Source organism: Ruegeria sp. S263, assembly GCF_056780525.1.
This window is the reverse complement of record NZ_CM165558.1, coordinates 244,924-265,894: the sequence shown is the minus strand read 5'-3', so window position 1 is coordinate 265,894 and position 20,971 is coordinate 244,924. Positions and strand designations below refer to the sequence as shown.

Annotated in this window: 23 protein-coding genes; 15 read left to right on the top strand and 8 right to left on the bottom strand. The window is 56.2% G+C overall.

All coding sequences use genetic code 11. From position 1 onward, the window contains the following. Window positions 1-15: 15 nt before the first annotated feature. A complete protein-coding gene (locus ACT2B1_RS01275) occupies window positions 16-1,485 on the bottom strand; it encodes a PAS-domain containing protein (protein ID WP_481668418.1) in 1,470 nt (489 codons plus the stop codon). A 64-nt stretch (window positions 1,486-1,549) separates the two neighbouring features. Beyond that, entirely contained in the window at window positions 1,550-2,947 is a 1,398-nt protein-coding gene (regB, locus tag ACT2B1_RS01270) for a sensor histidine kinase RegB (protein WP_171123740.1), read from the bottom strand. A gap of 93 nt (window positions 2,948-3,040) precedes the next feature. On the opposite strand from regB, the gene ACT2B1_RS01265 reads away from it, so the two are divergent. The 9 genes from ACT2B1_RS01265 (at window position 3,041) to ACT2B1_RS01225 (ending at window position 10,581) form a co-directional block, all read left to right on the top strand. Continuing rightward, window positions 3,041-3,661 (top strand): SCO family protein, encoded by a 621-nt coding sequence (locus ACT2B1_RS01265; protein ID WP_171124030.1) that lies wholly within the window; start codon window positions 3,041-3,043, stop codon window positions 3,659-3,661. 176 nt (window positions 3,662-3,837) lie between these two features. Continuing rightward, the gene (locus tag ACT2B1_RS01260; protein WP_481668417.1) at window positions 3,838-4,806 is read left to right on the top strand and encodes a Hint domain-containing protein; all 969 of its coding nucleotides are present in this window, start codon (window positions 3,838-3,840) and stop codon (window positions 4,804-4,806) included. Next, window positions 4,803-5,315: a toxin-activating lysine-acyltransferase gene (locus ACT2B1_RS01255; protein ID WP_171240474.1), complete on the top strand. Its 513-nt coding sequence runs from the start codon at window positions 4,803-4,805 to the stop codon at window positions 5,313-5,315. The genes ACT2B1_RS01260 and ACT2B1_RS01255 overlap by 4 nt, the downstream gene beginning before the upstream one ends. 95 nt (window positions 5,316-5,410) lie before the next feature. Then, window positions 5,411-5,782, top strand: coding sequence for a cupin domain-containing protein (locus tag ACT2B1_RS01250; protein WP_171123723.1), 372 nt, complete (start codon window positions 5,411-5,413; stop codon window positions 5,780-5,782). A gap of 406 nt (window positions 5,783-6,188) precedes the next feature. Then, on the top strand, window positions 6,189-7,850 hold the full coding sequence (locus tag ACT2B1_RS01245; protein WP_481668416.1) for a TadE/TadG family type IV pilus assembly protein: 1,662 nt from the start codon (window positions 6,189-6,191) through the stop codon (window positions 7,848-7,850). Between the two features lie 21 nt (window positions 7,851-7,871). Further along, window positions 7,872-8,498 carry a TadE/TadG family type IV pilus assembly protein gene (locus ACT2B1_RS01240; protein WP_171212146.1) on the top strand — a complete coding sequence of 209 codons (627 nt, stop codon included), beginning with the start codon at window positions 7,872-7,874 and terminating at the stop codon, window positions 8,496-8,498. A gap of 1 nt (window position 8,499) precedes the next feature. Beyond that, window positions 8,500-9,138 (top strand): TadE/TadG family type IV pilus assembly protein, encoded by a 639-nt coding sequence (locus tag ACT2B1_RS01235; protein ID WP_171124020.1) that lies wholly within the window; start codon window positions 8,500-8,502, stop codon window positions 9,136-9,138. A 429-nt stretch (window positions 9,139-9,567) separates the two neighbouring features. Continuing rightward, window positions 9,568-10,122, top strand: a complete 555-nt coding sequence (locus ACT2B1_RS01230) for an ActR/PrrA/RegA family redox response regulator transcription factor (RefSeq protein WP_171123714.1) — start codon at window positions 9,568-9,570, stop codon at window positions 10,120-10,122. Window positions 10,123-10,209: 87 nt separating this feature from the next. Next, on the top strand, window positions 10,210-10,581 hold the full coding sequence (locus ACT2B1_RS01225; RefSeq protein ID WP_481668415.1) for a VOC family protein: 372 nt from the start codon (window positions 10,210-10,212) through the stop codon (window positions 10,579-10,581). Here ACT2B1_RS01225 and ACT2B1_RS01220 read toward each other — a convergent pair. Further along, the gene (locus ACT2B1_RS01220) at window positions 10,578-11,171 is read right to left on the bottom strand and encodes an HD domain-containing protein (RefSeq protein ID WP_481668414.1); all 594 of its coding nucleotides are present in this window, start codon (window positions 11,169-11,171) and stop codon (window positions 10,578-10,580) included. The genes ACT2B1_RS01225 and ACT2B1_RS01220 overlap by 4 nt on opposite strands. A gap of 205 nt (window positions 11,172-11,376) precedes the next feature. Between ACT2B1_RS01220 and ACT2B1_RS01215 the strand changes: the two genes are divergently transcribed. Next, window positions 11,377-11,697 (top strand): hypothetical protein, encoded by a 321-nt coding sequence (locus tag ACT2B1_RS01215; protein WP_171240479.1) that lies wholly within the window; start codon window positions 11,377-11,379, stop codon window positions 11,695-11,697. 101 nt (window positions 11,698-11,798) lie between these two features. Beyond that, window positions 11,799-13,187, top strand: coding sequence for an adenosylhomocysteinase (ahcY, locus tag ACT2B1_RS01210; RefSeq protein WP_481668993.1), 1,389 nt, complete (start codon window positions 11,799-11,801; stop codon window positions 13,185-13,187). A 63-nt stretch (window positions 13,188-13,250) separates the two neighbouring features. Here the strand turns inward: ahcY and ACT2B1_RS01205 are convergent, their stop codons facing one another. Continuing rightward, complete coding sequence (locus ACT2B1_RS01205; protein ID WP_171212148.1) at window positions 13,251-13,898, bottom strand: DUF899 family protein; 648 nt, start codon at window positions 13,896-13,898, stop codon at window positions 13,251-13,253. Window positions 13,899-14,075: 177 nt separating this feature from the next. Here ACT2B1_RS01205 and ACT2B1_RS01200 point away from each other — a divergent pair, with 177 nt between their 5' ends. Next, window positions 14,076-14,417, top strand: coding sequence for a DUF2853 family protein (locus tag ACT2B1_RS01200; RefSeq protein WP_171123704.1), 342 nt, complete (start codon window positions 14,076-14,078; stop codon window positions 14,415-14,417). Window positions 14,418-14,618: 201 nt separating this feature from the next. Here the strand turns inward: ACT2B1_RS01200 and ACT2B1_RS01195 are convergent, their stop codons facing one another. From ACT2B1_RS01195 to tsaD, 4 genes are read right to left on the bottom strand one after another with little or no spacing between them, the layout of a single operon-like run. After that, window positions 14,619-15,041 carry an EVE domain-containing protein gene (locus ACT2B1_RS01195; RefSeq protein WP_481668413.1) on the bottom strand — a complete coding sequence of 141 codons (423 nt, stop codon included), beginning with the start codon at window positions 15,039-15,041 and terminating at the stop codon, window positions 14,619-14,621. After that, the gene (locus tag ACT2B1_RS01190) at window positions 15,041-15,310 is read right to left on the bottom strand and encodes a YciI family protein (RefSeq protein WP_170386865.1); all 270 of its coding nucleotides are present in this window, start codon (window positions 15,308-15,310) and stop codon (window positions 15,041-15,043) included. Before ACT2B1_RS01190 ends, ACT2B1_RS01195 begins: the two co-directional genes overlap by 1 nt. A 1-nt stretch (window position 15,311) precedes the next feature. Further along, window positions 15,312-16,274: an NAD(P)H-dependent glycerol-3-phosphate dehydrogenase gene (locus ACT2B1_RS01185; RefSeq protein WP_171240481.1), complete on the bottom strand. Its 963-nt coding sequence runs from the start codon at window positions 16,272-16,274 to the stop codon at window positions 15,312-15,314. Beyond that, a complete protein-coding gene (gene tsaD / locus ACT2B1_RS01180) occupies window positions 16,271-17,368 on the bottom strand; it encodes a tRNA (adenosine(37)-N6)-threonylcarbamoyltransferase complex transferase subunit TsaD (protein WP_481668412.1) in 1,098 nt (365 codons plus the stop codon). Before tsaD ends, ACT2B1_RS01185 begins: the two co-directional genes overlap by 4 nt. Before the next feature lie 96 nt (window positions 17,369-17,464). On the opposite strand from tsaD, the gene ACT2B1_RS01175 reads away from it, so the two are divergent. From ACT2B1_RS01175 to ACT2B1_RS01165, 3 genes are read left to right on the top strand one after another with little or no spacing between them, the layout of a single operon-like run. Beyond that, window positions 17,465-18,178: a uroporphyrinogen-III synthase gene (locus ACT2B1_RS01175; RefSeq protein ID WP_171240483.1), complete on the top strand. Its 714-nt coding sequence runs from the start codon at window positions 17,465-17,467 to the stop codon at window positions 18,176-18,178. 54 nt (window positions 18,179-18,232) lie between these two features. Then, window positions 18,233-19,447, top strand: coding sequence for a COG4223 family protein (locus tag ACT2B1_RS01170; protein WP_481668411.1), 1,215 nt, complete (start codon window positions 18,233-18,235; stop codon window positions 19,445-19,447). 10 nt (window positions 19,448-19,457) lie between these two features. After that, entirely contained in the window at window positions 19,458-20,954 is a 1,497-nt protein-coding gene (locus ACT2B1_RS01165) for a heme biosynthesis protein HemY (RefSeq protein ID WP_171240485.1), read from the top strand. The last annotated feature ends 17 nt before the right edge of the window (window positions 20,955-20,971 follow it).

The window sequence follows — 20,971 nt, the reverse complement described above, 5'->3', positions numbered from 1 at the left end:
TGGCTGCAACCCGGTTCAGGCGCTGATCTGTTGTATCTCGGCCGGACGGATAACCTGGGCGTCCGTGGAAAAGCGTATGATTGTGGCCCCGTTGTGCAAAGGGCTGACAGTGCAGGTCAATGAAGTGCCGTCACGCATTTCGACGAAATCGCGAATTTCGCCCAGGATGGGTGTTGCGGCGCATTGTGTCTGCCACCCGCGCGTCACCTCCAACACAGAATCCGAGTCAAACCCGGTATCCGAACTTTCCCCCCAAAGCTTTTGGTAAGCATAGTTTGTAAAGGCCAATGTTCCGTCATCGCCAAACACGGCGATCGCGTCGGCCAGTTTGTCCAGAATGGATTGCATCAGGTCCATTTCCGAACGGAAGCGGCGGGTCAACGTGATCTCGGCCGTGATATCCTCGAACAAAAAGGCCACAGCACCATCCGGGTGCGGGCGTCCGCTGACCGAGTAGACAGAGCCTGACGGCAAAGACCATGTCTCTTGGTAATTTCCGTCTTCGGCTGCCTCAAGAAGATCGTTCATCTGACTGCGCCATGTCCGGTAGTTCTTGGGCTCAGGCATCATGTGCTGGTCGCGCAACCTGTCAAAAAAGCTGGACAGGCTCGGGCGGCAACTCAGGAAATCGGGGGGCAGGGTGGTCAGGTCGATCAGGGCCGGATTGAACAGCGCCAATTGACGATTGCGATCAAATATCGCCAGCCCGATTGAAAGCTGGGCAAATGTTTTGGTCATGGTTTGTACGAATTTGCGTTGGGCTGTCTCAGCATCAACAATTGCGTTGATGTCCACCGCATAGCACAGATGCCCCTCGGGATGGTCTACAAGGGTCAGGTCAAACCACAGCTTGTTTTCACTTTCCTCGGGTGAGATTGAAACCCGTGTCTTCGTGCTTAGACGCGTGTCTTCGTCTGATCCGGGAAACAGCGACGCCGTGAGATCGGTATCAGGGCCGCGCACCTTGCGCACCAATGAGATATAGGCCGCATTGCACCACCGTACATTGTCCTGATGATCCAACAGCCAGACCGGGTAGGGCGCCCGATCCATTGCTTGACGAATGGGATCGCTTGCATCCCGGTGAATGGTTTCCGGGCGTTCGGCGTCGTCGCGCAACTGAATCCTGACGATACCGTCGATCCATTCACACAGAACATCACGATTAACGGTGCAATCAATTGCCGGGACAACCAGATTTCCTTCCTTTTGAATTGGGTCCGGGGTTTCCGGAACGGTTGGAAAGTCCCGTTTCAACAGACGGCGCAGGTCGGGCCAGTGCCGGACCTCTTCAAATCCGTCCAGCGCAATATCGGAATGGCTGATCAGTCGGTCCCCGTCGACCAGAAAGACTGTGTCAAATAAGGAGGATGGTGACGAAAGACCAAAGTTGTCGCCGCTGTGTCTGCGGCGGGGCAACAACCAATGGACGGCGGCACTGGCAGAAACCAGGCTGATAATGGCCAGAATGATCCAGTCGACCATGGACGCTCCGCAACAGAAATGACTGTTTCAGATTATGGTTACCATTGGTTAACGGGGTCTTAATTCAGATCTGAAAGCGCTGGTTTGCACCGGACGGGACGGGCGTGTCACCGATCTGGGCGTCCACCAGTTTGCGGGGCCATGCGACTTTGACGATCGCGCCCCGGTGTTCGGGATTGTCGGACAGGTTCTGATAGGGATCCGAGCCGTTGGCGAATTCCAGTTCAGCGCCGCTTCGCTCCAGCAGGGTTTTGGCGATGAACAGACCGAGGCCCATGCCTTCGTATTCTGGCCGTGCGCGTTGTTCGGTCTCGGCGCGGCGACGGCGCATGAAAGGGTCCCCGATCCGGCCGATCATGTGTGAAGGATAGCCGCGCCCATCATCCATGATACCGATCGAGATCTGATCGGGTGTCCATTCGGCTTCGACCCAGACATTTGCCCGAGAAAAATCCACGGCATTCTGGATCAGGTTTCTCAGCCCGTGGACGATCTCGGGTTTTCGCAGGATTGATGGCTGCTGCACGTCGCCTTCGCCTGCGGGGCCTTCAGTGAAATGAACGATCTTGCCGCGGTTGATATGGGGTTCGGCCGCTTCGTGAATGACGGTGGACAAAGGTGCCTGCCGAAGATGCAGGTCGTCTTTGCCCGCACGCCCCATGTCCCGCAGGATGTCCCTGCAGCGATTGGCCTGCTCACGGATCAGGGCGGCGTCGTCCTTCAGATCGGGGCGGTCATCCAGTTCCTCGATCAGTTCCGAACTGGTCAGCTTGATCGTGGCCAGAGGTGTACCCAACTCGTGCGCGGCTGCGGCGACAACACCGCCCAGATCGGTCAGCTTCTGTTCTCGTGCCAGTGCCATATGGGTGGCGGCCAGCGCCTCGGACATGGATTGCACCTCTGAACTGACGCGGTGGGAATAGGCACCAATAAAGACAATGGCGATCACAACCGCAGCCCAATTGCCGAATAGCAGCATGTCGGGGATTTCAAGCACCTGCCCAGTTTCGGTGCGCAGCGGCAGGTGGAACTCGACAAGCAGCGAGGTCAGCGTAATGGCCACCGCTCCCACGATCAGGGTCGAGCGGGTGCTCATTACGTTGGCCGAGATCGTCACCGGGCCCAACAGCAGCAATGCGAAGGGGTTGTTCAGGCCGCCGGTCAGATATAGCAGGATCGCCAACTGCATCAGGTCGAACAGCACCATCAGGAAGTTCTCGAACTCGGTCAGACGCTTGTTTTGCGGAAACAGCAGAATCGCAGTCATGTTGCCCAGAACCGACACGCCAATGGCGAGATAGCACAGCGTCAGCTCAAGCTGCAGGTCGAAATACTGCTGCGCCACAGTGATGGCGGTGAACTGGCCGATAATGGCGACCCATCGCAACAGAATAAGGGTACGCAGGCGAATCCAACTGCTTCGTTCCTGACCGCGCCATAATGTGATGTTGGAATTTGCCATTGGTCGATTATGTCCTGTTGCATAGGCTGCTCATCTTGATAGGTGTCCGGGCCGAAACGATCAACAACCCCTTTTTCTTTCAGGAAGCCCGCCATGATCCGTCTGTATGCCATTCTTGCAACCGTGGTTCTGGCCATAGGCGTTGGTACCATGTGGCTGCTGACAAGAGGTGGCGGATCAGATGACAAGTTTGCACAATGCCGCTCCAGCCAAATTGCCGGCGGGTCGGCGGCAATCGGCGGGCCGTTCGAGTTGATCAACGGTGCGGGTGAAACGGTTACCGACGTGGACGTGATCACCGAGCCCACGTTGGTTTATTTCGGCTACACTTTCTGCCCGGATGTCTGTCCTTTTGACATGTCACGCAATGCCGAAGCTGTCGACATTCTGGCCGAACGCGGCCAGTCGGTGACGCCATTGTTCATTTCAATTGACCCGGATCGCGACACGCCCGAAGTGATGAGCGACTATGCGTTCAATCTTGGCGGAAAAACCATCGCCCTGACCGGATCGCCCGAGCAGGTCAAGGCGGCCAGCCAAGCTTACAAGACCTATTACAAGGCGCATGACAAAAGCGATGAGTTCTATTTGGTCGACCACTCGACCTTTACCTATCTGGTGACGCCGGAAGACGGATTTATCGAGTTTTTCAACCGCAACGATACGGCTGACCAAATGGCGGATAAGGTTGGCTGCTTTCTGGACCAGCTATAGCCGACGACTCTGCGCCGCCGGAACTATTTTTCTCTACATGCACATATTCACATAAAAAACACGCATGGTTGCTTGCTTGATTGACAGTCGCCCTACTGTGCGACGAAATAGTATTATGTCTAAGAACGAGTGACTTGCCGAACCGAACGTGACGGCCGATCGGGAAATGTAGTGATATGGGTTTTATATTTTATAATATCAGCGAGGTGACGGGGTTCACCGGTAGCGGCACTGCTAATCTGGATATCTGGACAACCTCAGCGGACTTAAGCGACCCTTCTGTAACAACGGTCACTGGCGACTTTGATCTGGACAACAATTTGGATGGGGTTGGAGGGAGTGAAGCGCAAGACGGTTATGTCTTCAATTTACCTGTAACCCCCTACGGTACATTTGTTACGAATTCCACAACCGGTGAATTCACCTTCATAATCGACCGGGCTGCAGTAATTGCATCCGGGTCTGATCAGGTTGTCAGCTTCACGGTTACAGGCAGTGATGCTTCTGGAGCCAGCGATACAGACACCGTTGTCATCAACCTGCTCATCTGCGTGTCCCGAGGCACGCTGATTGCGACTCCGGCTGGCGAGCGCCCGGTTGAGGATTTGCTGATCGGGGACGACGTTCTGACGGCGGATGGCCGGACGGAACAAGTTCGTTGGATCGGCAGTCGCTGCATTGATGCGGCAGAGTTGGATCGAAACGATAGCCTGTTTCCAGTAAGGATACGGGGCAACGCCTTTGGCCACGATGCGCCTAATGGCGATCTTTTGGTTTCTCCTCAGCACCGAATTCAGGTTCAGGACCCCTTGGCAGAGATGCTGTTCGGCCATCCGGCAGTTCTGGCCCCCGCTAAAGGCTTGCTGAATGATTTAACGATAACTGTCGATCGTTCGGTTGCTGAGGTCGAATACTTCCATTTGGCCTTCGATCAACACGAAGTCATCGTAACCAACGGGCTTGCAACCGAAAGCTTCCACCCCGGCCCGACCAGCTTGGACGGAATTGATCGGGATGCCGCCAATGAGCTGTACGAGATTTTTCCCGGCCTTAAGTCCAACGCCAATGAATTTGGCCCCTCAGCGTTGCCCGGCCTCAAGCCGTGGGAAGCGGCCTTGCTCAGTAAATCTTCGAAAGTGGCATGAAACAGATCCTCGATGCCTCTGGCAAACCTCTTCCGCGTGAAGAAGCACCCGACCCGAAACTTTTGCGCGCTTATGGCGACGCAATGTTTCTGGCCTTTCGCAGCAGCTATCACAATCGGATGACTGTTGCGAACCTGCGACTGGCGTTTGAACCGCCGCTTGTACTGGGCCAGTACAGGATATTCCGGTTCGATGAGGTTCCCCGCGCGATCTTCACCTGGGCCTTTCTGTCGGAGGACGCGGAAAAGAAACACATTCGGGGCGAACCGCTGATGCCGGAGGATTGGAAAGCCGAAGGCGGGCGGATGTGGGTGATTGATCTGATTGCCCCATATCGCAAACTTATGCCGAGCATATGGAACTGGGCCATGATTCCGGGAAATGTCAGCGATGAAGGGTTTCGTTTCTGTCGACATCAGACCGAAGACAGGAACCGCAAGATTGTGGACATCGACTTTGGCCGTCGGGGTCGCAAGCAGCGTATTCTGACGGAAAAGGACTTCTTCTGACTTCGCGGAATGTGAATGGTTAACAACGCCGAACCTAAACAAATAATGAAGGCCCCTGTCTCCAGGAAAGACACACTCTGAAACCGGAAATCAGTATGATTGAATACAAACCAGATGAAGATGTGGGGTCGCTTGAGCCCTGGCCTTTCGACAACCCCGAAAGCGACTATGTCATCAAGTCGGGATCGCCCACTGTTTTTGGGCGCATGGATGCTGGTGGGTCAGGCCATACGATGCGGGCCGGTATTTGGCGTTGTACTCCCGGCGTGTTTGAGTGCACCGAACAAGGTGATGAATTGATGACCATTTTGTCGGGCAAATGCCAGTTGACGGACAAGACCACAGGTGAGGTCAGCACCCTGTGCACAGGAGATAGCCTTTTCATCCGCGATGGCAGTCGCGTGGAATGGAACGTCACCGAAGAGGTCACCAAAGTTTTCTTCGGACAAAAGCGGGACGGCTATTAACAATTCAGGCATCTGCCAAGAGGCCGAATCCGGCAACAGTAAGGTGATATCGGGCCTATCGGATTGAGTTTGAACGCTAATAATGCTGTCTGATTCCGGACTGAACTCCTTTCGGCCCAATCAGGATCTAAATGGGCTTTCTAGTTTGCGCTTTCGCAGTTTTCACACCGTAACAATCTGAAAAATATATAACTTTTTTAGGACCGAGAATGCGCAATCCATTTGGGTGGACCTTCTCATCCTGTGCAGAATTTTGACTTAATGGCAAAATTGTGTTCATAATCCGTCTTGCTCCGTTCATTTTTGGTTCATTTTCGGTTAACTTTGCAGTAACGAATCGAAAGATTTTTCAGTGTTCTGGCCTCACCAAATCGTGTGAATGCGCCAGAGTTTGTGAGTGTTGAAAATGGTTAAGACGTATATTCAGCTTCCCGAGGACTCAATTTCCGAGTCAAAATCAAAAGAAAACTATCTGGACAAAAACAGCGCCCGCGATTTGTTTTCGCGGTTTCGCCAAGAGTTTGAAGGCGCGGTTCTTATCCTGCTGGCGATCTTCCTTGTCCCCATGATGGTGTTCATCGGGCTTGCCATGGAGCTTGCGCTGACGGAAGACATTAGGGTCAAGCTTCAGAACACATCGGATTTAGCCAGTCTTGCGTCGGCGGACCTTGAACAGGTTCTGGAACCTGAAGATGTGGTAAACGACTTTTTTGCGAAAGCGGGACTAGGCGATAATCTTCGGAACGTCACTGTTGTAAACACCGCCACCGAAAGAACGGTGGCGGTTGAATCGGATGCCTTTGTTCCAGCTTTGCTGACAAGGTTGGCTGGGCGCAACGGTTGGGATGTACCGGTTGTTGGTGCCGCGACCGAGTCCCGCCGTGATCTAGAAATCGCAGTTGCACTGGACAATTCGGGTTCGATGTCCTGGGCACCTGGATCGACCAGCGGACCTGCCGCCAACCCGTCGCGCATGGACCTGCTTATTCCTGCAGCCGAAGCTTTCGTCGATGCGGTGCAACCGAAACCTGGGCAGCCGGGCACGACGACGATTTCACTTGTCCCTTTTGCCACACAAGTCTCTGTGGGTGAGGATTTGCTGAACAACTTCACGGTGTCGGCTGAACATTCGACATCGCATTGCGTGACGTTCAACTCCACCGCAGACTATACCACCACGGCCGTTCCGACGAATACGTTGCTGAACCGAACGGCGCATCACGATCCCTCCAGCACGGGATGGAACCTGAGTACATACAACACGGTTTGCCCAACGGATTCAGCACGACGCGACATCGTTGCGTGGTCGGAAGATCCGGATGTTCTGAAAACCCGTATCCGGGCGATGCAGCCTTATGGCTACACATCCATCGAGATGGCAGCGAAGTGGGGCGCTGCAATGCTGGACCCAACCATGCGTCCGGTCTTGTCGTCCTTGTCGGGAATGACAGGCTATGAACACCTGTCTGGCCCTGCAGGGCGCGGGATGCCTTATGATTTCGATAATCCCGACGCTATTAAGTACCTGATCGTGATGTCTGATGGTGCAAACACTCTTAACTTCGATATCAGACCGCCCTATCGCGAGGGTAACTCGCCGCTGTTCCGTTTGCCGGGCACGAACAACTATAGCTATTACCGGAACCGCCCCGGAACAGGTCGGGATTTCTATCGGGTTTCGGGCGATTTTTGGAGCTTCACACCCGGTAGCGGCGCGGTACAGATGACTTGGCCTGAGGTTTGGGCCGATATGCCGGTGGACAGGTTCGTGGACAGCATCCTGTCCGAGGCAGACACCAGCCGAAGCGCGAATGGTCACTATAATCGGATCGTGCGGACTCGGACGGGTACGTGGAAAAACAACCGTACCTCTGCCATCTGCCAAGCCGCTAAGGACAATGACGTGATCGTCTTTACGATCGGAATGGATACCTATGGTCAGGGCGATGCAACTTTGGCTGACTGCGCGTCCTCGCCCTCGCATTTTTACGATGTCGATGGGTTGGACATTGATGATGCCTTTGCGTCCATTGCGCGTCAGATCAACAAACTACGGCTTACGCAGTAATTCGGCAGGGGGATTGATCTGATGACGCGATACCAGACGATAGCCTATGCAACCAAAACGCCCGATGGGACATCGGCACAGCGCGACGGAGCCTTTTCCGGTATCGCCCGGCGATCGCGACGCTGGTGGCGGGACGAAGACGGTACGACACTGGTTGAATTCTCTGTTTGTCTGCCGCTGCTTCTGCTGTTTCTGTTCATAACGCTCGAATTCAGTTACTTGATCGTGCGCCAAGTTGCATTGGATCGCTCGACGGACGAAACCTTCCGCGAGCTGCGGCTGGGGCTGATCTCTGATCCGACGCACGAAAAGGTAAAGACCGCCATTTGCGCCAAATCTCTGGCGCAAGTGTCCTTGTGGGATTGCGACGAAAATCTGCTGCTGGAGGTGCGTCAGGTCGAGAAGTCGGATTGGGAATTCAACCTTAATGGCCGCGCGAATTGCCTGAATACATCGCCCCCGGATGGATATGAGCCGCCGATCGACTTCACGGAAGGGACCGAAAATCAGTTGATGATCGCCCGCGCGTGCCTTGTCCAAAGGTCACTTTTCCCACCTATGCCGATGCTGGCATCGCTTCGGCGCTACGATGACTTGGGCAATTTCGCTCTTATCTCACGGTCAGCCTTTGTGAACGAGCCTTTTTGATATGTTTGTTTTGTATAACGAGTTTAAGTTCAGGTTGCGGCGCGCAATAGGCCGTTTTGTACGCGACACAAGCGGTGCGGCCCTTGTCGAAATGGGGTTTGCCTTGCCCATTCTGATCCTGCTGACGACGGGTGCGTTGGTGGTGCAGGATGCGGTTCGCATGTCCTATTTGCGGTCTAAGGCGACCTATACAGTATCGGACATGATCAGCCGCGAAGATACCTTTATCGACGCGGATTACTTTAATGGTCTGAACAGCGTTTTCCGATATATCGTAGGGCCTCAGCATCCCAGCGAGCTGCGGATTTCTACGATTGAATGCACAGCGGATTGCCAAGATGAGGCCCAGCGCGTGCTCGAGTTCTGTTGGTCGCATCCTTCTTCGGGATTGTCAGCGCTGACCAATGATCAGATCGCGAGTTACGAGGCGCGAACACCACTCTTTTCCGAAGGTGACACGCTACTTATGACCGAAGCGTTTTTGGATTATACGCCCTTGTTCGGCGACTTCATTATGTCGCCCCAAACCTACCAGACCGTCGCGTTTACCCGTCCACGGATTGCCGGACAGATCAAGTTTGATACCGGCGCTGTGGATACAGATGGTAACACAATCGTCAGAGACTGCTTTAACAACTAAAGTGCAACATAAGATAAACTGTGCACGACTTTGCAGGCGGGATCGCCGCAATGTGCCGGGATATTTTGGCGCTGGTTAAGCGACTGGCGAACGCGTCAGATACTCTGCTGTTAAACTCGAAGACATGTGTGAAACAGTAGAACGCTCCCGCTGGCGTCATGGTCAAAAAACTAGAAAATACGGTTGTTTATTCGCCTTGTGGTTCACGGCGTGGGAGGTATTGGCCTTGCCTTCCAAGTGTCTGCGAAAATACTTGACCATGCGAGTGGGCCGGGGCGCAACCGGCCTGTGATCAGGGGCGGATGACTTTCCGAGTTGTTCGTCGAAGACCCGCGAGACTCTACTACTCAAGGCCTGTTTGACCTTTCTCATGGCGCTGCTATTACTCATAAACTAGCCAAAGGCGTGAAATAGCGGAAAGAACGGAATATGGCGGACAGCTCTAACCTGGATATCGGCCCGGATAAATCCCTGCTTCTGGTGGATGATGACGAGCCATTTCTGAGACGTCTCGCCAAGGCGATGGAAAAGCGCGGTTTCGAGGTTGAGACCGCAGGCTCGGTCGCGGCAGGCCGCGCAATTTCTACCGCCCGTCCGCCGGCCTATGCGGTTGTGGATTTGCGGCTTGAGGATGGCAATGGGCTGGACGTGGTCGAAGTGCTGCGTGAGAAGCGCCCCGACAGCCGCGTTGTGGTTCTGACCGGTTACGGCGCCATCGCCACGGCTGTTGCTGCCGTCAAAATTGGCGCGACCGACTACCTGTCGAAACCCGCCGACGCCACTGACATCACCAACGCTCTGCTGACAAAAGACGACGAACTGCCTCCGCCCCCCGAAAACCCCATGAGTGCGGATCGCGTGCGGTGGGAGCATATTCAGCGGGTTTATGAGCTGTGTGACCGCAATGTCAGCGAAACTGCCCGTCGCCTCAACATGCACCGCCGGACGTTGCAGCGGATTCTGGCAAAACGCAGCCCCCGGTAGTGGTCACAGTTTCTTGACTTGTTATCTTTCGTCCCTTTGGCAAAGTTTTCGCTTTGGGACATCAGTTGCTAGACAGGGACCTTACAAATGATCGGTTACGTGACCATCGGCGTGTCGGATATGGAGCGCGCAAAGAAATTCTATACCGGCCTTTTCTCGGATCGTGACGCGAAGGTGATTATCGACGCGAGACGCATCGCCTTTATCGGCAGCAAGCCCGGTGAACCTATGCTGGCTGTTTGCGAGCCCTATGACGGGGGCGAGTGTTCGGTTGGTAACGGCAGCATGGTCGCTTTTGCCGCTCAGTCCAAAGAGGAAAGCAAGGCGTTGTATGACAAGGCTATCAGCCTTGGTGCAACCGACGAAGGCGAGCCCGGTCAGCGTGTGCCTGACCGTTTCTACGGGTCGTATGTCCGTGACCCGGATGGCAACAAGCTGTGCTTCTTCGTTTTCGGCTAAAGCTGACGTAACAGGGCTGCGTGCCGTTCCGTGTACGCCTGTCGCACCTCTACCGGCGGGCGTAAGACGATCTCCAGCCCCTCCATTACAGTCTTATCTGGGCGGCCAAAGAACTTGGCCGCCTCTGCCTCAGAAAACCCGGCGATCTGCGTGGCCTCCATCCAGGCGCTGATCTTGTCGGCCTTTTTGATCTGTCGCTTGATCGTTTTGGGCACAGCGGCGGGCAGTCCGAACCGGATGTGGATCGCCGCCGCCAGCCTGTCATCCAGCGCGCCGTAATCCGGGCCGACTGCGGATTTGACCGGTGAAATCATGTCCCCAATCACATATTCAGGCGCATCATGTAACAAAGCGGCAAGCTGCCATTTAATGGGTGCTTTGGGGGCGATCCGGCGAAAAAGCGCCTCGACCAGTAGGGAATGCTCGGCGACCGAATAGGCAAAATCCCCTGCGGTTTGACCATTCCAGCGCGCCACAAACGCCAGACCGTGCGCTATATCTTCGATTTCAATGTCAACTGGCGTCGGATCCAGCAGGTCCAGCCTGCGACCGGATAACATTCTCTGCCACGCTCTGGGTTGTGTTGCCATTATACCATGCCCGATTTCAACAGCGGCGATTGCGCAGCAGTTTTGTGGTATGGTTTACCTGTCAAGATCACCAGCTGCCAACTTTTTCTTGAGCGATCGTGCTTTGAACAAGTGCGCGGTGATACCGACATCTAGTACCGAGGGGGGCGCATGCTCCTCCCGGTGTGCCCCTCTCGATCGTAACACGTATCGAAAGGAGCTTGCTATGTTCAAGCGTTTGTTTGGAATTGCACTGGCCTTTGGAATGGCCGCCACCGCCCCTCCGGCTTTTGCCCAGAAAAGTACGTGCGCACAGCGTGAACACGTGATCGCCAAGCTTCAGGACAGCTACTCGGAACAGCTGGCCTTTGGCGGATTGCAGAAATCGCGCGGCTCGCAATCGTTGATGGAGGTCTGGACCTCCGAGGAAACGGGAAGCTTTACCGTTCTGGTGACGCATGCAAATGGCATCAGTTGCATCGTCTCTGTTGGCACCGACTTTTTCGAAGCCATTCCCAAGATCAAGGTAGACGGCACGCCAAGCTGATTTAGGCGTTAACAATCCCGTTTCCGGCCATCTGCGTTGCCACGTCCCCAAAGGGATGTTAGGGGCAACCCGGACCAAGATTTACCGGAATGGAGTACCTGATGGCCGGGGACTATATCGTCAAAGACATTTCATTGGCCGGGTTCGGCCGCAAAGAGCTGGATATTGCCGAAACCGAGATGCCGGGTCTGATGGCTCTGCGCGCGGAATACGGTGACAGCAAACCTCTGTCCGGTGCGCGTATCGTTGGCTCGCTGCACATGACCATCCAAACCGCTGTTCTGATTGAAACACTGGTGGCGCTGGGCGCAGATGTACGCTGGGCGTCGTGCAACATCTTTTCAACCCAGGACCACGCCGCTGCCGCGATTGCCGAGGCGGGTATCCCCGTTTTCGCCATCAAGGGTCAGACGCTGGAGGAGCATTGGGATTATCTGGACAAGTCCTTCTTGTTCGACCAAGGCCCCAACATGATCCTTGACGATGGCGGCGACGCAACGCTGTACATCCTGTTGGGCGCACGCGCTGAGGCCGGCGAAGACATCATCCCTGTTCCGGGTTCGGAAGAGGAAGAGGTGATCAAGAAACAGATCGCCAAGCGTATGGCCGCCAGCCCCGGTTGGTTCACCAAAATGCGCGATCAGATTCAAGGCGTGTCCGAGGAAACCACCACCGGCGTGAACCGTCTGTATCAACTGGTCAAAGATGGCCACCTGCCGTTCCCGGCGATCAACGTGAACGACAGCGTTACCAAGTCGAAGTTTGACAACAAATATGGCTGTAAGGAATCGCTGGTCGACGGTATCCGCCGCGCCACCGACACGATGATGGCCGGTAAAGTTGCCGTGGTCTGCGGTTATGGCGACGTGGGCAAAGGCTCGGCCGCTTCGCTGCGTGGTGCAGGTGCTCGTGTGAAAGTCACCGAAGTTGACCCGATCTGCGCACTGCAGGCTGCGATGGACGGGTTCGAAGTTACCCTGCTGGAAGACGAAGTCGCCAGCGCGGATATCTTCATCACCACAACCGGCAACAAGGATGTGATCCGCATCGAGCATATGCGCGAGATGAAGGACATGGCCATCGTCGGCAACATTGGTCACTTCGACAACGAAATCCAGGTGGTCAACCTGAAGAACCACAAATGGACCAACATCAAGGAACAGGTGGACATGATCGAGATGCCCTCGGGCAACCGTCTGATCCTGCTGTCCGAAGGCCGTCTGCTGAACCTCGGCAACGCCACCGGTCACCCTTCGTTCGTGATGTCGGCGTCCTTCACCAATCAGGTGCTGGCCCAGATCGAGCTGTTCACCAAGGGTGATGAGTACGAGAATAAAGTCTATATCCTGCCCAAGCATCTGGACGAAAAAGTCGCCCGCCTGCATCTGGACCGTATCGGCGTGAAGCTGACCCAGATGGACAGCGAGCAAGCCGCCTATATCGGTGTAAAACCAGAAGGCCCGTACAAGCCTGAACATTATCGCTATTGATTTCGGCGATAATGGAATTGAAACGGCGGCCCGTCAGGTCGCCGTTTTTTTTGTGCCTGATATTCAGCGCAAGGACGGAAAGAAATCGCCGCGACCTTCGGGCGTCAGGTCCAGAATATTCCAAAGCGGCCACGCGGCATCAATGTGCCGTGGGTGCCAGTCGCTGGGCTGGAAGAAAAGCTCAGAACTCCAGAAATGGCAGATTCCGTCCTGTGTACGTCGAAAGACGTTCAGGATGGGCAATTGGCTTCCGTCTTCGGCTTCGGCCAGATAGTCGCGCTGGTACTCGGTGCCCAGCGCGGACAATAGCGGCAGTTCATGCCAACCGATCTTTGCTTGTAGGGCTGTTAGCTTTTCCGGTGTATTCTGGGCAACCACGGCAAAACTGATCTTCTTTGAAAGGTGCGCAATCTGCCCGTTCAGCCCGTCCAGAAAGGCCGAGCACATCGGGCAGGGTAACTCTGCATTTGGGCCGTACATCAACGAATAAATCGCAAGCGTATCATGTGAACCAAAGAGCGAGGACAAAGGCGCATCATCGCCCTGAAGGTTTCGGAACGCGTAGTCCTGCGGAATCTGGCCACCCGATGGAAGTTTGCGGCGCAGATTGGCGACATCTTCTATCTTGGCGCGCAATTCTACTTCGGCGGCCAGCAGGCGGTTTCGCGCCTCGCGATACGCGGGGCTTTCGTTGGGCAAGGAAACGGTCATGGCACCCTCCTGATTTAATAATTTAACTTATATGTTAAATAATGGATGATTTGAAATCAAGGTCGGGTTTTCTTTGCGGGGAAAGCCGGTGATTTTTCCCTTTGTTCAATTCCGTCTGCCCATTACCGTGATTGGGGTGATGGGGAATTTGAAATCTACCCAAATCAGGAGATGACTATGGGAAAGCGCGATGAGCTGATTACCAAATATGCAGAGGACCTGAAATCCAAATGCGGCATGGACGCGGATATGGATCTGCTGACCAAAGTCACCATCGGTTGTGGACCGGCGATCTATGACGCTGATGCGTCAACGGTTGCGGCCACTCAGGAAGGTGAGCTTGAAACGGTCAAGAACAACTTTTTGATCAAGAAACTGGGTTTGTCCGATGGTCCGGAACTGATGGACGCGATCAACAAAGCCCTGGACACCTATGGCCAGTCCGAGCGCAATAAATATCGCGCAGTCGTCTATTACATGCTGACCAAGCATTTCGGGAAAGAGTCGGTTTACGGGTAAGTTTCCGCGCCACGGTCGCGCCCGCCGTACTAAAAGGGCGACTTAAATTTTAGATACTTGAGGTTTGAACTGCGCCCAAACCTTCGGCTAATGTCAGGGTGTGACCAGGACGGTCAGAACCAGACATTTCCATACGCGTGTGGTGAGTAGGGAGCACGCGGGGTAGGGAAGGTTCTGCATCCGTCAGAGCCTTCCCTTTAATTATTCCGCTTGCGTCTGACCCAGATCGCAGATCACTTGCCATTCCGCCTCGGTGACCGGTTGAACGGACAGTCGCGAGTTCTTGACCAAAACCATATCGCCCAGACGCTCATCCGCTTTGATGTCGTCCAAGGTCACCGGCGCCGTGAATGGACGTACCGCCTTGATGTCCACACATTCCCAGCGGTCATCATCCGTGGTGCTGTCGGGATGGGCCTCGGCGCAGACTTCGACGATGCCAACGATCGCCTTGTCTTTTTGGGAGTGGTAGAAGAACCCCCTGTCGCCAACCACCATCTGGCGCATGAAGTTTCGCGCCTGATAGTTGCGCACGCCGTCCCATTCTTCACCTGCGTCCCCTTTGGCGACCTGCTGGTCCCAACTCCAAGTCGAGGGTTCGGATTTGAACAGCCAATACGCCATCAGCCCACGACCTTTTTCCACGCGATCAGGTCAACCGACTGGAACAGACCGGCCTTGGCATATGGGTCATTGTCTGCCCAGGCTTGGGCGGCAGCCATGTCCTCGACCTCGAGAATGATCAATGAACCGATCATCGCGTCACCGTCCAGCAAGGGCCCAGCCTGTGCGACAACGCCGGTTTCCTCGATATAGCCGAGATGCGCGGCGCGGTTGTCCAAACGGGTTTGTAGGGCGCCGTCCTTGTCGCGGGCGATAAGGGCAATGAGCATATTATTCCTCCTTCAGGGGTCGGTTTAGCAGGGATTGAATGGCCTCGGGCACACTGTAGGCGCCACGGCTCAAGTCTGCCACTGTTGCGCTTATGGGCATATCCAGCCCTTCTTGTGTCGCGATGTCGGACATCGCACGCGCTGTAGCGACGCCTTCGACTGTGGTCGCAGTGTCGAAAGGCAGATTTCGACCCAAAGATAGGCCAAAACGGTAATTTCTGGACAACTCGGACGAGCAGGTCAGGACCAGATCGCCCAGACCAGACAACCCCATCAGCGTGTCGACCTGCGCGCCTCGCATAAGCGCAAATCGCTGCATTTCAGCAAAGCCCCGCGTCAAAAGGGCGGCACGGGCGCTGTCACCCAGTCCCGCACCGATGGTGGCCCCGCATCCGATGGCTATCACATTTTTTAACGCTCCGCCCAGTTCGGCTCCGGTGACGTCTGTTGTGCGATACAGGCGCAGGTTGGGCGTTGTCAGGGCGTGCTGCAATTGTTGGCTCAGATTTTGATCGGCACAGGCCAGTGTCAGGGCGGTCGGCAGCCCGCGCGCGATGTCGTCGGCGAAACTCGGGCCGGTCAGCAAGGCCGGACGCGCATCTGGAACAACCTGTTGAATGACCGAGATCGGCCCAAGCCCAGTTGATAATTCAATGCCTTTACAACAGGCCACCAAAGTCTTGCCCACAAAAGAAGAGGCGTGATCCAAAAGGGCGCTGCGTAGTTTCTGCATGGGCACGGAAACCAGCAGAATCTCGTTCGTTGCTGCCTCTGCGATGTCAGAGGTAACGGTGATCGCGCTGGGCAAGGACACGTTGGGCAACCGCGCCGTGTTTTCGCGGTCTCTTTGCATCGAACGCGCTTGATCCACGTCGCGTGCCCAAAGTGTGATTGGCCCATTCCCGGCTAACGAAATCGCCAACGCTGTCCCAAAGGCACCGGAACCCAGAACGGAGATACTCATGCCTTGGCACCTTTCTTACCGCTGCCCAGCATGGCAGGGCTGGTTTGGTCCAGAGGCCAGCGCGGACGTGCGGCCAGGTCCAGTCCGTCGCGGGCACCGGTGCGAAACCGCTCGATCCCGGCGTAGGCGATCATTGCGGCATTGTCGGTACAAAAACGCAGCGGAGGTGCGGTAAAGCGGGCCCCGTTTTCGGCCGCAACAGTCTCTAACGCGGATCGAATGGCAGAATTGGCCGCGACCCCGCCCGCAACGGCGATGACGGGATCAGGCGGGCTTTGTTGCAGATACAGGTCGATGGCCCTGCGGGTCTTCTCAGCCAGCGTGTCCACGACCGCTTGTTGAAACCCGGCACACAGGTCTGCCCGATCCTGACGGGTGAGCCCACCTTTCTCCGCGGCGATCTGGTCGCGCATTCGCATAAGGGCCGTCTTCAATCCAGAGAAAGACAGGTCGCAGTCGGGCCGATCCAGCAAGGGCCGGGGAAAACGGAACCGTTTCGGGTCACCTTTGCGCGCTTCGGCTTCGACCGAAGGGCCGCCGGGCTGCGGCAGACCCAAAAGCCGCGCGGTTTTGTCGAACGCTTCGCCGGGTGCATCGTCAATCGTACCGCCCAGCCGCGTGAACTTTTCCGGTCCATGGGCGATCAGATACTGACAATGCCCACCCGACACGAGCAGCATCAAGTACGGAAACGCGATCCCGTCTGTCATCCGAGGGGTCAGCGCGTGACCGGCCAGATGGTTCACTCCGATCAGGGGCAGGCCGGTTGCAGCGCTGATGCCCTTGGCGCACATGACACCGGACATGACCCCGCCGATCAGACCCGGACCTGCGGTAACGGCAACGGCGTCGACGTCATCCAGGGTCATCCCAGCGGATTCGAGCGCCTGCAACACGCAGGTATCCAGTTTTTCGGCATGGGCGCGGGCGGCGATCTCGGGGACGACGCCGCCAAAGGCGCTGTGCAGATCCGTCTGGCCAAAAACAACCGATGACAGCACCTCGGCCCCGGCGCCATCACGTTGGCGCACGACTGCGGCGGCTGTGTCGTCACAACTGCTTTCCAGCCCGAGGACAGTAAGTGTTTGCACCATTGGCCTGATCCGTTACACCTTGATTGCAAAGCGGGGTATCACCCTGCGCGGATGCAAACAATCCCAAGGCCAGGGGCACCGCCGTTGTATTTGTTGATGACCCGCCCTCGCGCCGCCTCGGAAAGGTTCGTTGCGCAATTGCCAACCCGGGTCAGGTCACGGGTTCAGGTCATCTATTCCCCGATCCTCGAAATCAAGCCCTTGCCGGTTCAGGTAAACGACACGGATGTGCGCGGTCTGATATTTACGTCGGCCAATGCGGTTAATGCCGCGGCGTCTATGGGCGTGGATCGCGCTCTGCCTGCTTTTTGTGTTGGCCCTGCAACCACTGGAACGGCCAAAGGTGCAGGATGGCAGGCGCAGATGGTGGGCCAGACTGCCGAAGAACTGGTTGCCGCCCTGCTGCAAGCCAGACCCGACAGCCCGCTTCTGCATCTGCGCGGAGAACACACGCGTGGAAGTGTCGCTGAACGGCTGACCGAATCCGGCCTGACTGTGCGCGAACTGCCCGTGTATCAGCAGCGATTGTTACCGCTGACATCCGAAGCCGAGGCCGCCGCGTTCGAAAAAGAGCCCGTAATTGCCCCTATTTTTTCACCCCGAACAGCGCGACATTTTGCCGACATCTGGCATGGAACGGCACCCTTGATGCTGGCTGCAATCAGCGCTGCGACAGCCGAACCCCTTTATTCCTTGGGCTCTGAACGCCTGAAGATTGCCAAGGAACCGACTCCGAAGAAAATGCGGAAAGCCATTAAAAAGCTTGTGAAACATGCGTTGCGGGTTGAGGGCGACGAGGCCACAGATTAACTTAGTTGGGTCTGTAGTTCAGGTCATTTCGGATTCGATAAAGGGAATATTGCGTTGGCTGGTAGTAAGAAAACCGATCAAAAGCCGGTGGATGACCCCAAGGTCGACGACGTAGCCGATGCTGCTGCGACGGCCGAGGAAACACCGGTTGACGAGGTTAAGCTCGTAGAAGAACCGGTTTCCGAAGCCGAAGCCGAAGCCGAAGCCGAAGCCGAAGCCGAAGCCGAAGCCGAAGCCGAAGCCGAAGCCGAAGCCGAAGCCGAAGCCAAGCTTGAACGGTTCAAGGAAAAAATTGCTGAGCGCAACACCAAGAAGCGTGGTGGGTTTTTGCCCGCGTTGCTGGGCGGCGTATTGGCCGCAGCCATCGGGTTTACGGTTGGTGACAGCAACATGTTCTCATCCGACGGGTCAGATCAGATCGCGGCGTTGGAGGCCAAGCTAGCCGAACAGGCCAGCCAGATTGAATCCCTGACCAAGTCGGTTTCCGGTGGCTCGGAACTTGCCTCAAAAGTCGATGCGTTAACTGGGCAACTGGCCCCTATCACCGCTGATCTGGATACCGTTAAGTCCAGTCTGGCGGGATTGGCCGAGAAGATTGAGCCGCTGACCGCCCGGTTGGGTGAGATTGAAAGCGGGGCCTTGACGCAGGGCGCGTCACCCGAAGCAACGGCTGCGTTTGAAGCAGAGTTGAAGAAATTACAGGATTCTCTGGCCGCCCAACGTGCAGAAGTTGAAAAGATGGTGGCAGACGCGCAGGCGCTTGAGGCGAAAGCCTCGGCCGAGGCGATGGCCGCAACAAATGCCGCGATTCTTTCAAAGCTGCGCGGTGAGCTGGACTCGGGCCAGCCTTACCCGGACCTGATTGCCGAACTCTCGGCCGGTGGTGTTGACGTGCCCGAGGCTTTGAGCGCCGCGGCGGATAAGGGTGTCGCAACACTTGCGGAGCTGCGCGAGTCGTTTGAACCATCTGCGCGCGCGGCGCTTGCTGACGCACGAGAGGCTGACAAAGGCGTCGGACTGGTTGCCTTCCTGCAGCGCCAGACAGGCGCGCGTTCTGTGACGCCGCAGGATGGGGATGGCCCGGATGCAGTACTGTCCCGTGCGCAGGCCGCGTTGTCAGACGGTGACCTGTCCGGCGCGTTGAATGAACTCAAGTCCCTGCCAGAGGCGGCAAAAGCTGCGATGGCCGATTGGGAACAGGCGGCACAAACGCGGGTTGCCGCGGTCGACGCCGCAGATGCGCTATCCTCTGGCGCGAACTCGAACTGAAGGACCTGCCATGCTGTGGTCACTTTTTAAGATTCTTGTTTTTGTAGCGATTGTCGGCTTGCTGGCTGTGGGCGCGGGCTTCCTGATGGAAACCAGCGGTGGCGTGCAGATCACCGCAGGTGGAATGGAATATACGCTGGGACCGTTGCAGTCGGTCATCGCGCTGGGCGTGATGGTTGTTGCGATCTGGCTGTTCTTCAAGCTGCTGACCCTGTTGATTGCCACGCTGAAATTTCTCAACGGTGATGAAACCGCGTTATCGCGGTATTTCGACCGCAGCCGGGAACAGCGTGGGTATCAGGCATTGGCTGACGGGTTGATGGCGTTGGCCTCGGGTGAAGGCCGCGTTGCCATGAACAAGGCGACCAAGGCTGAAAAACTGCTGAACAAACCTGAACTGACGAACTTGCTGGTGGCGCAGGCCGCCGAGATGAACGGCGACACCAAGAAAGCGTCCGAGACCTATCGCAAGCTGGTCACAAATAACGCCACGCGCTTTGTCGGTGTTCGCGGTATCCTGAAACAGAAGCTGGCCGAAGGTGATGATGACACCGCCCGCAAGCTTGCGGAAAAGGCACTGGCGATCAAGCCGCGGCATCAGGAAACGCAGGATATTTTGTTGGGATTGCAAACCAAGTCGCAGGATTGGGCCGGGGCCCGGTCTACCCTGACCGCCAAGCTGAAGGCCGGTCATTTGCCGCGCGACGTGTACAAGCGTCGCGATGCGGTGCTGGCACTGTCCGAAGCCAAAGGGATTCTGGACGAATCCGCAACGGTTGAACAACGCGAACATGCGATTGAAGCCAACCGTTTGTCCCCTGATCTGGTACCAGCGGCAGCAATGGCCGCGCGCGCGTATATCGAAAAGGGCAAACCACGTTCGGCAACCAAGATCCTGAAAAAAGCGTGGGAGGTTCAGCCCCATCCAGATCTGGCCCATGCCTTCGCCGAGATCGTTCCGGATGAAACCCCAGACGAGCGCATCAAGCGCTTTACCGCGCTGACCCGTGTGCACCCCGAAGATATTGAAACCCGCCTGATCCTGGCTGAATTGAACATCGTGGCCGAGGATTTTCCCGAAGCCCGGCGTGCGCTGGGTGATGTGGTCGAAAAGCAGGGGGATGCGCGGGCCTATACTCTGATGGCCGCAATTGAACGCGGCGAAGGCGCATCGGACGCGGTTGTGCAGGGGTGGCTGGCCAAAGCCCTGAATGCGCCGCGCGGACCGCAATGGGTCTGTGACAACTGCCATGACATTCAGCCCGAGTGGGCCCCTGTCTGTCAGAACTGCCACAGCTTTGACACGCTCAGTTGGCAAACACCGCAAACGCCCGAGATCGCCTCGGCCACCGGGGTTCACATGTTGCCGCTGATCGTGGGTGCGCTTGAGGACAAACCCGAGCCAGAGGTTGACGAACCGGAAGCAGAGGCTGAGTCCGAGGTGATTGAAATGGAGGCTGAACCCGTGCGCCCAGATATCGAGCCTGCAATCGAAGAAAAGGTCTGAGAGCGCGGTTCAAAAGA

What these genes read in the sequence shown, in the direction of transcription:
- ACT2B1_RS01275 (WP_481668418.1), bottom strand. Translation starts at nt 1,485, where the DNA reads ATGGTCGACTGGATCATTCTGGCCATTATCAGCCTGGTTTCTGCCAGT.
- regB (WP_171123740.1), bottom strand. Translation starts at nt 2,947, where the DNA reads ATGGCAAATTCCAACATCACATTATGGCGCGGTCAGGAACGAAGCAGT.
- ACT2B1_RS01265 (WP_171124030.1), top strand. Translation starts at nt 3,041, where the DNA reads ATGATCCGTCTGTATGCCATTCTTGCAACCGTGGTTCTGGCCATAGGC.
- ACT2B1_RS01260 (WP_481668417.1), top strand. Translation starts at nt 3,838, where the DNA reads ATGGGTTTTATATTTTATAATATCAGCGAGGTGACGGGGTTCACCGGT.
- ACT2B1_RS01255 (WP_171240474.1), top strand. Translation starts at nt 4,803, where the DNA reads ATGAAACAGATCCTCGATGCCTCTGGCAAACCTCTTCCGCGTGAAGAA.
- ACT2B1_RS01250 (WP_171123723.1), top strand. Translation starts at nt 5,411, where the DNA reads ATGATTGAATACAAACCAGATGAAGATGTGGGGTCGCTTGAGCCCTGG.
- ACT2B1_RS01245 (WP_481668416.1), top strand. Translation starts at nt 6,189, where the DNA reads ATGGTTAAGACGTATATTCAGCTTCCCGAGGACTCAATTTCCGAGTCA.
- ACT2B1_RS01240 (WP_171212146.1), top strand. Translation starts at nt 7,872, where the DNA reads ATGACGCGATACCAGACGATAGCCTATGCAACCAAAACGCCCGATGGG.
- ACT2B1_RS01235 (WP_171124020.1), top strand. Translation starts at nt 8,500, where the DNA reads ATGTTTGTTTTGTATAACGAGTTTAAGTTCAGGTTGCGGCGCGCAATA.
- ACT2B1_RS01230 (WP_171123714.1), top strand. Translation starts at nt 9,568, where the DNA reads ATGGCGGACAGCTCTAACCTGGATATCGGCCCGGATAAATCCCTGCTT.
- ACT2B1_RS01225 (WP_481668415.1), top strand. Translation starts at nt 10,210, where the DNA reads ATGATCGGTTACGTGACCATCGGCGTGTCGGATATGGAGCGCGCAAAG.
- ACT2B1_RS01220 (WP_481668414.1), bottom strand. Translation starts at nt 11,171, where the DNA reads ATGGCAACACAACCCAGAGCGTGGCAGAGAATGTTATCCGGTCGCAGG.
- ACT2B1_RS01215 (WP_171240479.1), top strand. Translation starts at nt 11,377, where the DNA reads ATGTTCAAGCGTTTGTTTGGAATTGCACTGGCCTTTGGAATGGCCGCC.
- ahcY (WP_481668993.1), top strand. Translation starts at nt 11,799, where the DNA reads ATGGCCGGGGACTATATCGTCAAAGACATTTCATTGGCCGGGTTCGGC.
- ACT2B1_RS01205 (WP_171212148.1), bottom strand. Translation starts at nt 13,898, where the DNA reads ATGACCGTTTCCTTGCCCAACGAAAGCCCCGCGTATCGCGAGGCGCGA.
- ACT2B1_RS01200 (WP_171123704.1), top strand. Translation starts at nt 14,076, where the DNA reads ATGGGAAAGCGCGATGAGCTGATTACCAAATATGCAGAGGACCTGAAA.
- ACT2B1_RS01195 (WP_481668413.1), bottom strand. Translation starts at nt 15,041, where the DNA reads ATGGCGTATTGGCTGTTCAAATCCGAACCCTCGACTTGGAGTTGGGAC.
- ACT2B1_RS01190 (WP_170386865.1), bottom strand. Translation starts at nt 15,310, where the DNA reads ATGCTCATTGCCCTTATCGCCCGCGACAAGGACGGCGCCCTACAAACC.
- ACT2B1_RS01185 (WP_171240481.1), bottom strand. Translation starts at nt 16,274, where the DNA reads ATGAGTATCTCCGTTCTGGGTTCCGGTGCCTTTGGGACAGCGTTGGCG.
- tsaD (WP_481668412.1), bottom strand. Translation starts at nt 17,368, where the DNA reads ATGGTGCAAACACTTACTGTCCTCGGGCTGGAAAGCAGTTGTGACGAC.
- ACT2B1_RS01175 (WP_171240483.1), top strand. Translation starts at nt 17,465, where the DNA reads ATGACCCGCCCTCGCGCCGCCTCGGAAAGGTTCGTTGCGCAATTGCCA.
- ACT2B1_RS01165 (WP_171240485.1), top strand. Translation starts at nt 19,458, where the DNA reads ATGCTGTGGTCACTTTTTAAGATTCTTGTTTTTGTAGCGATTGTCGGC.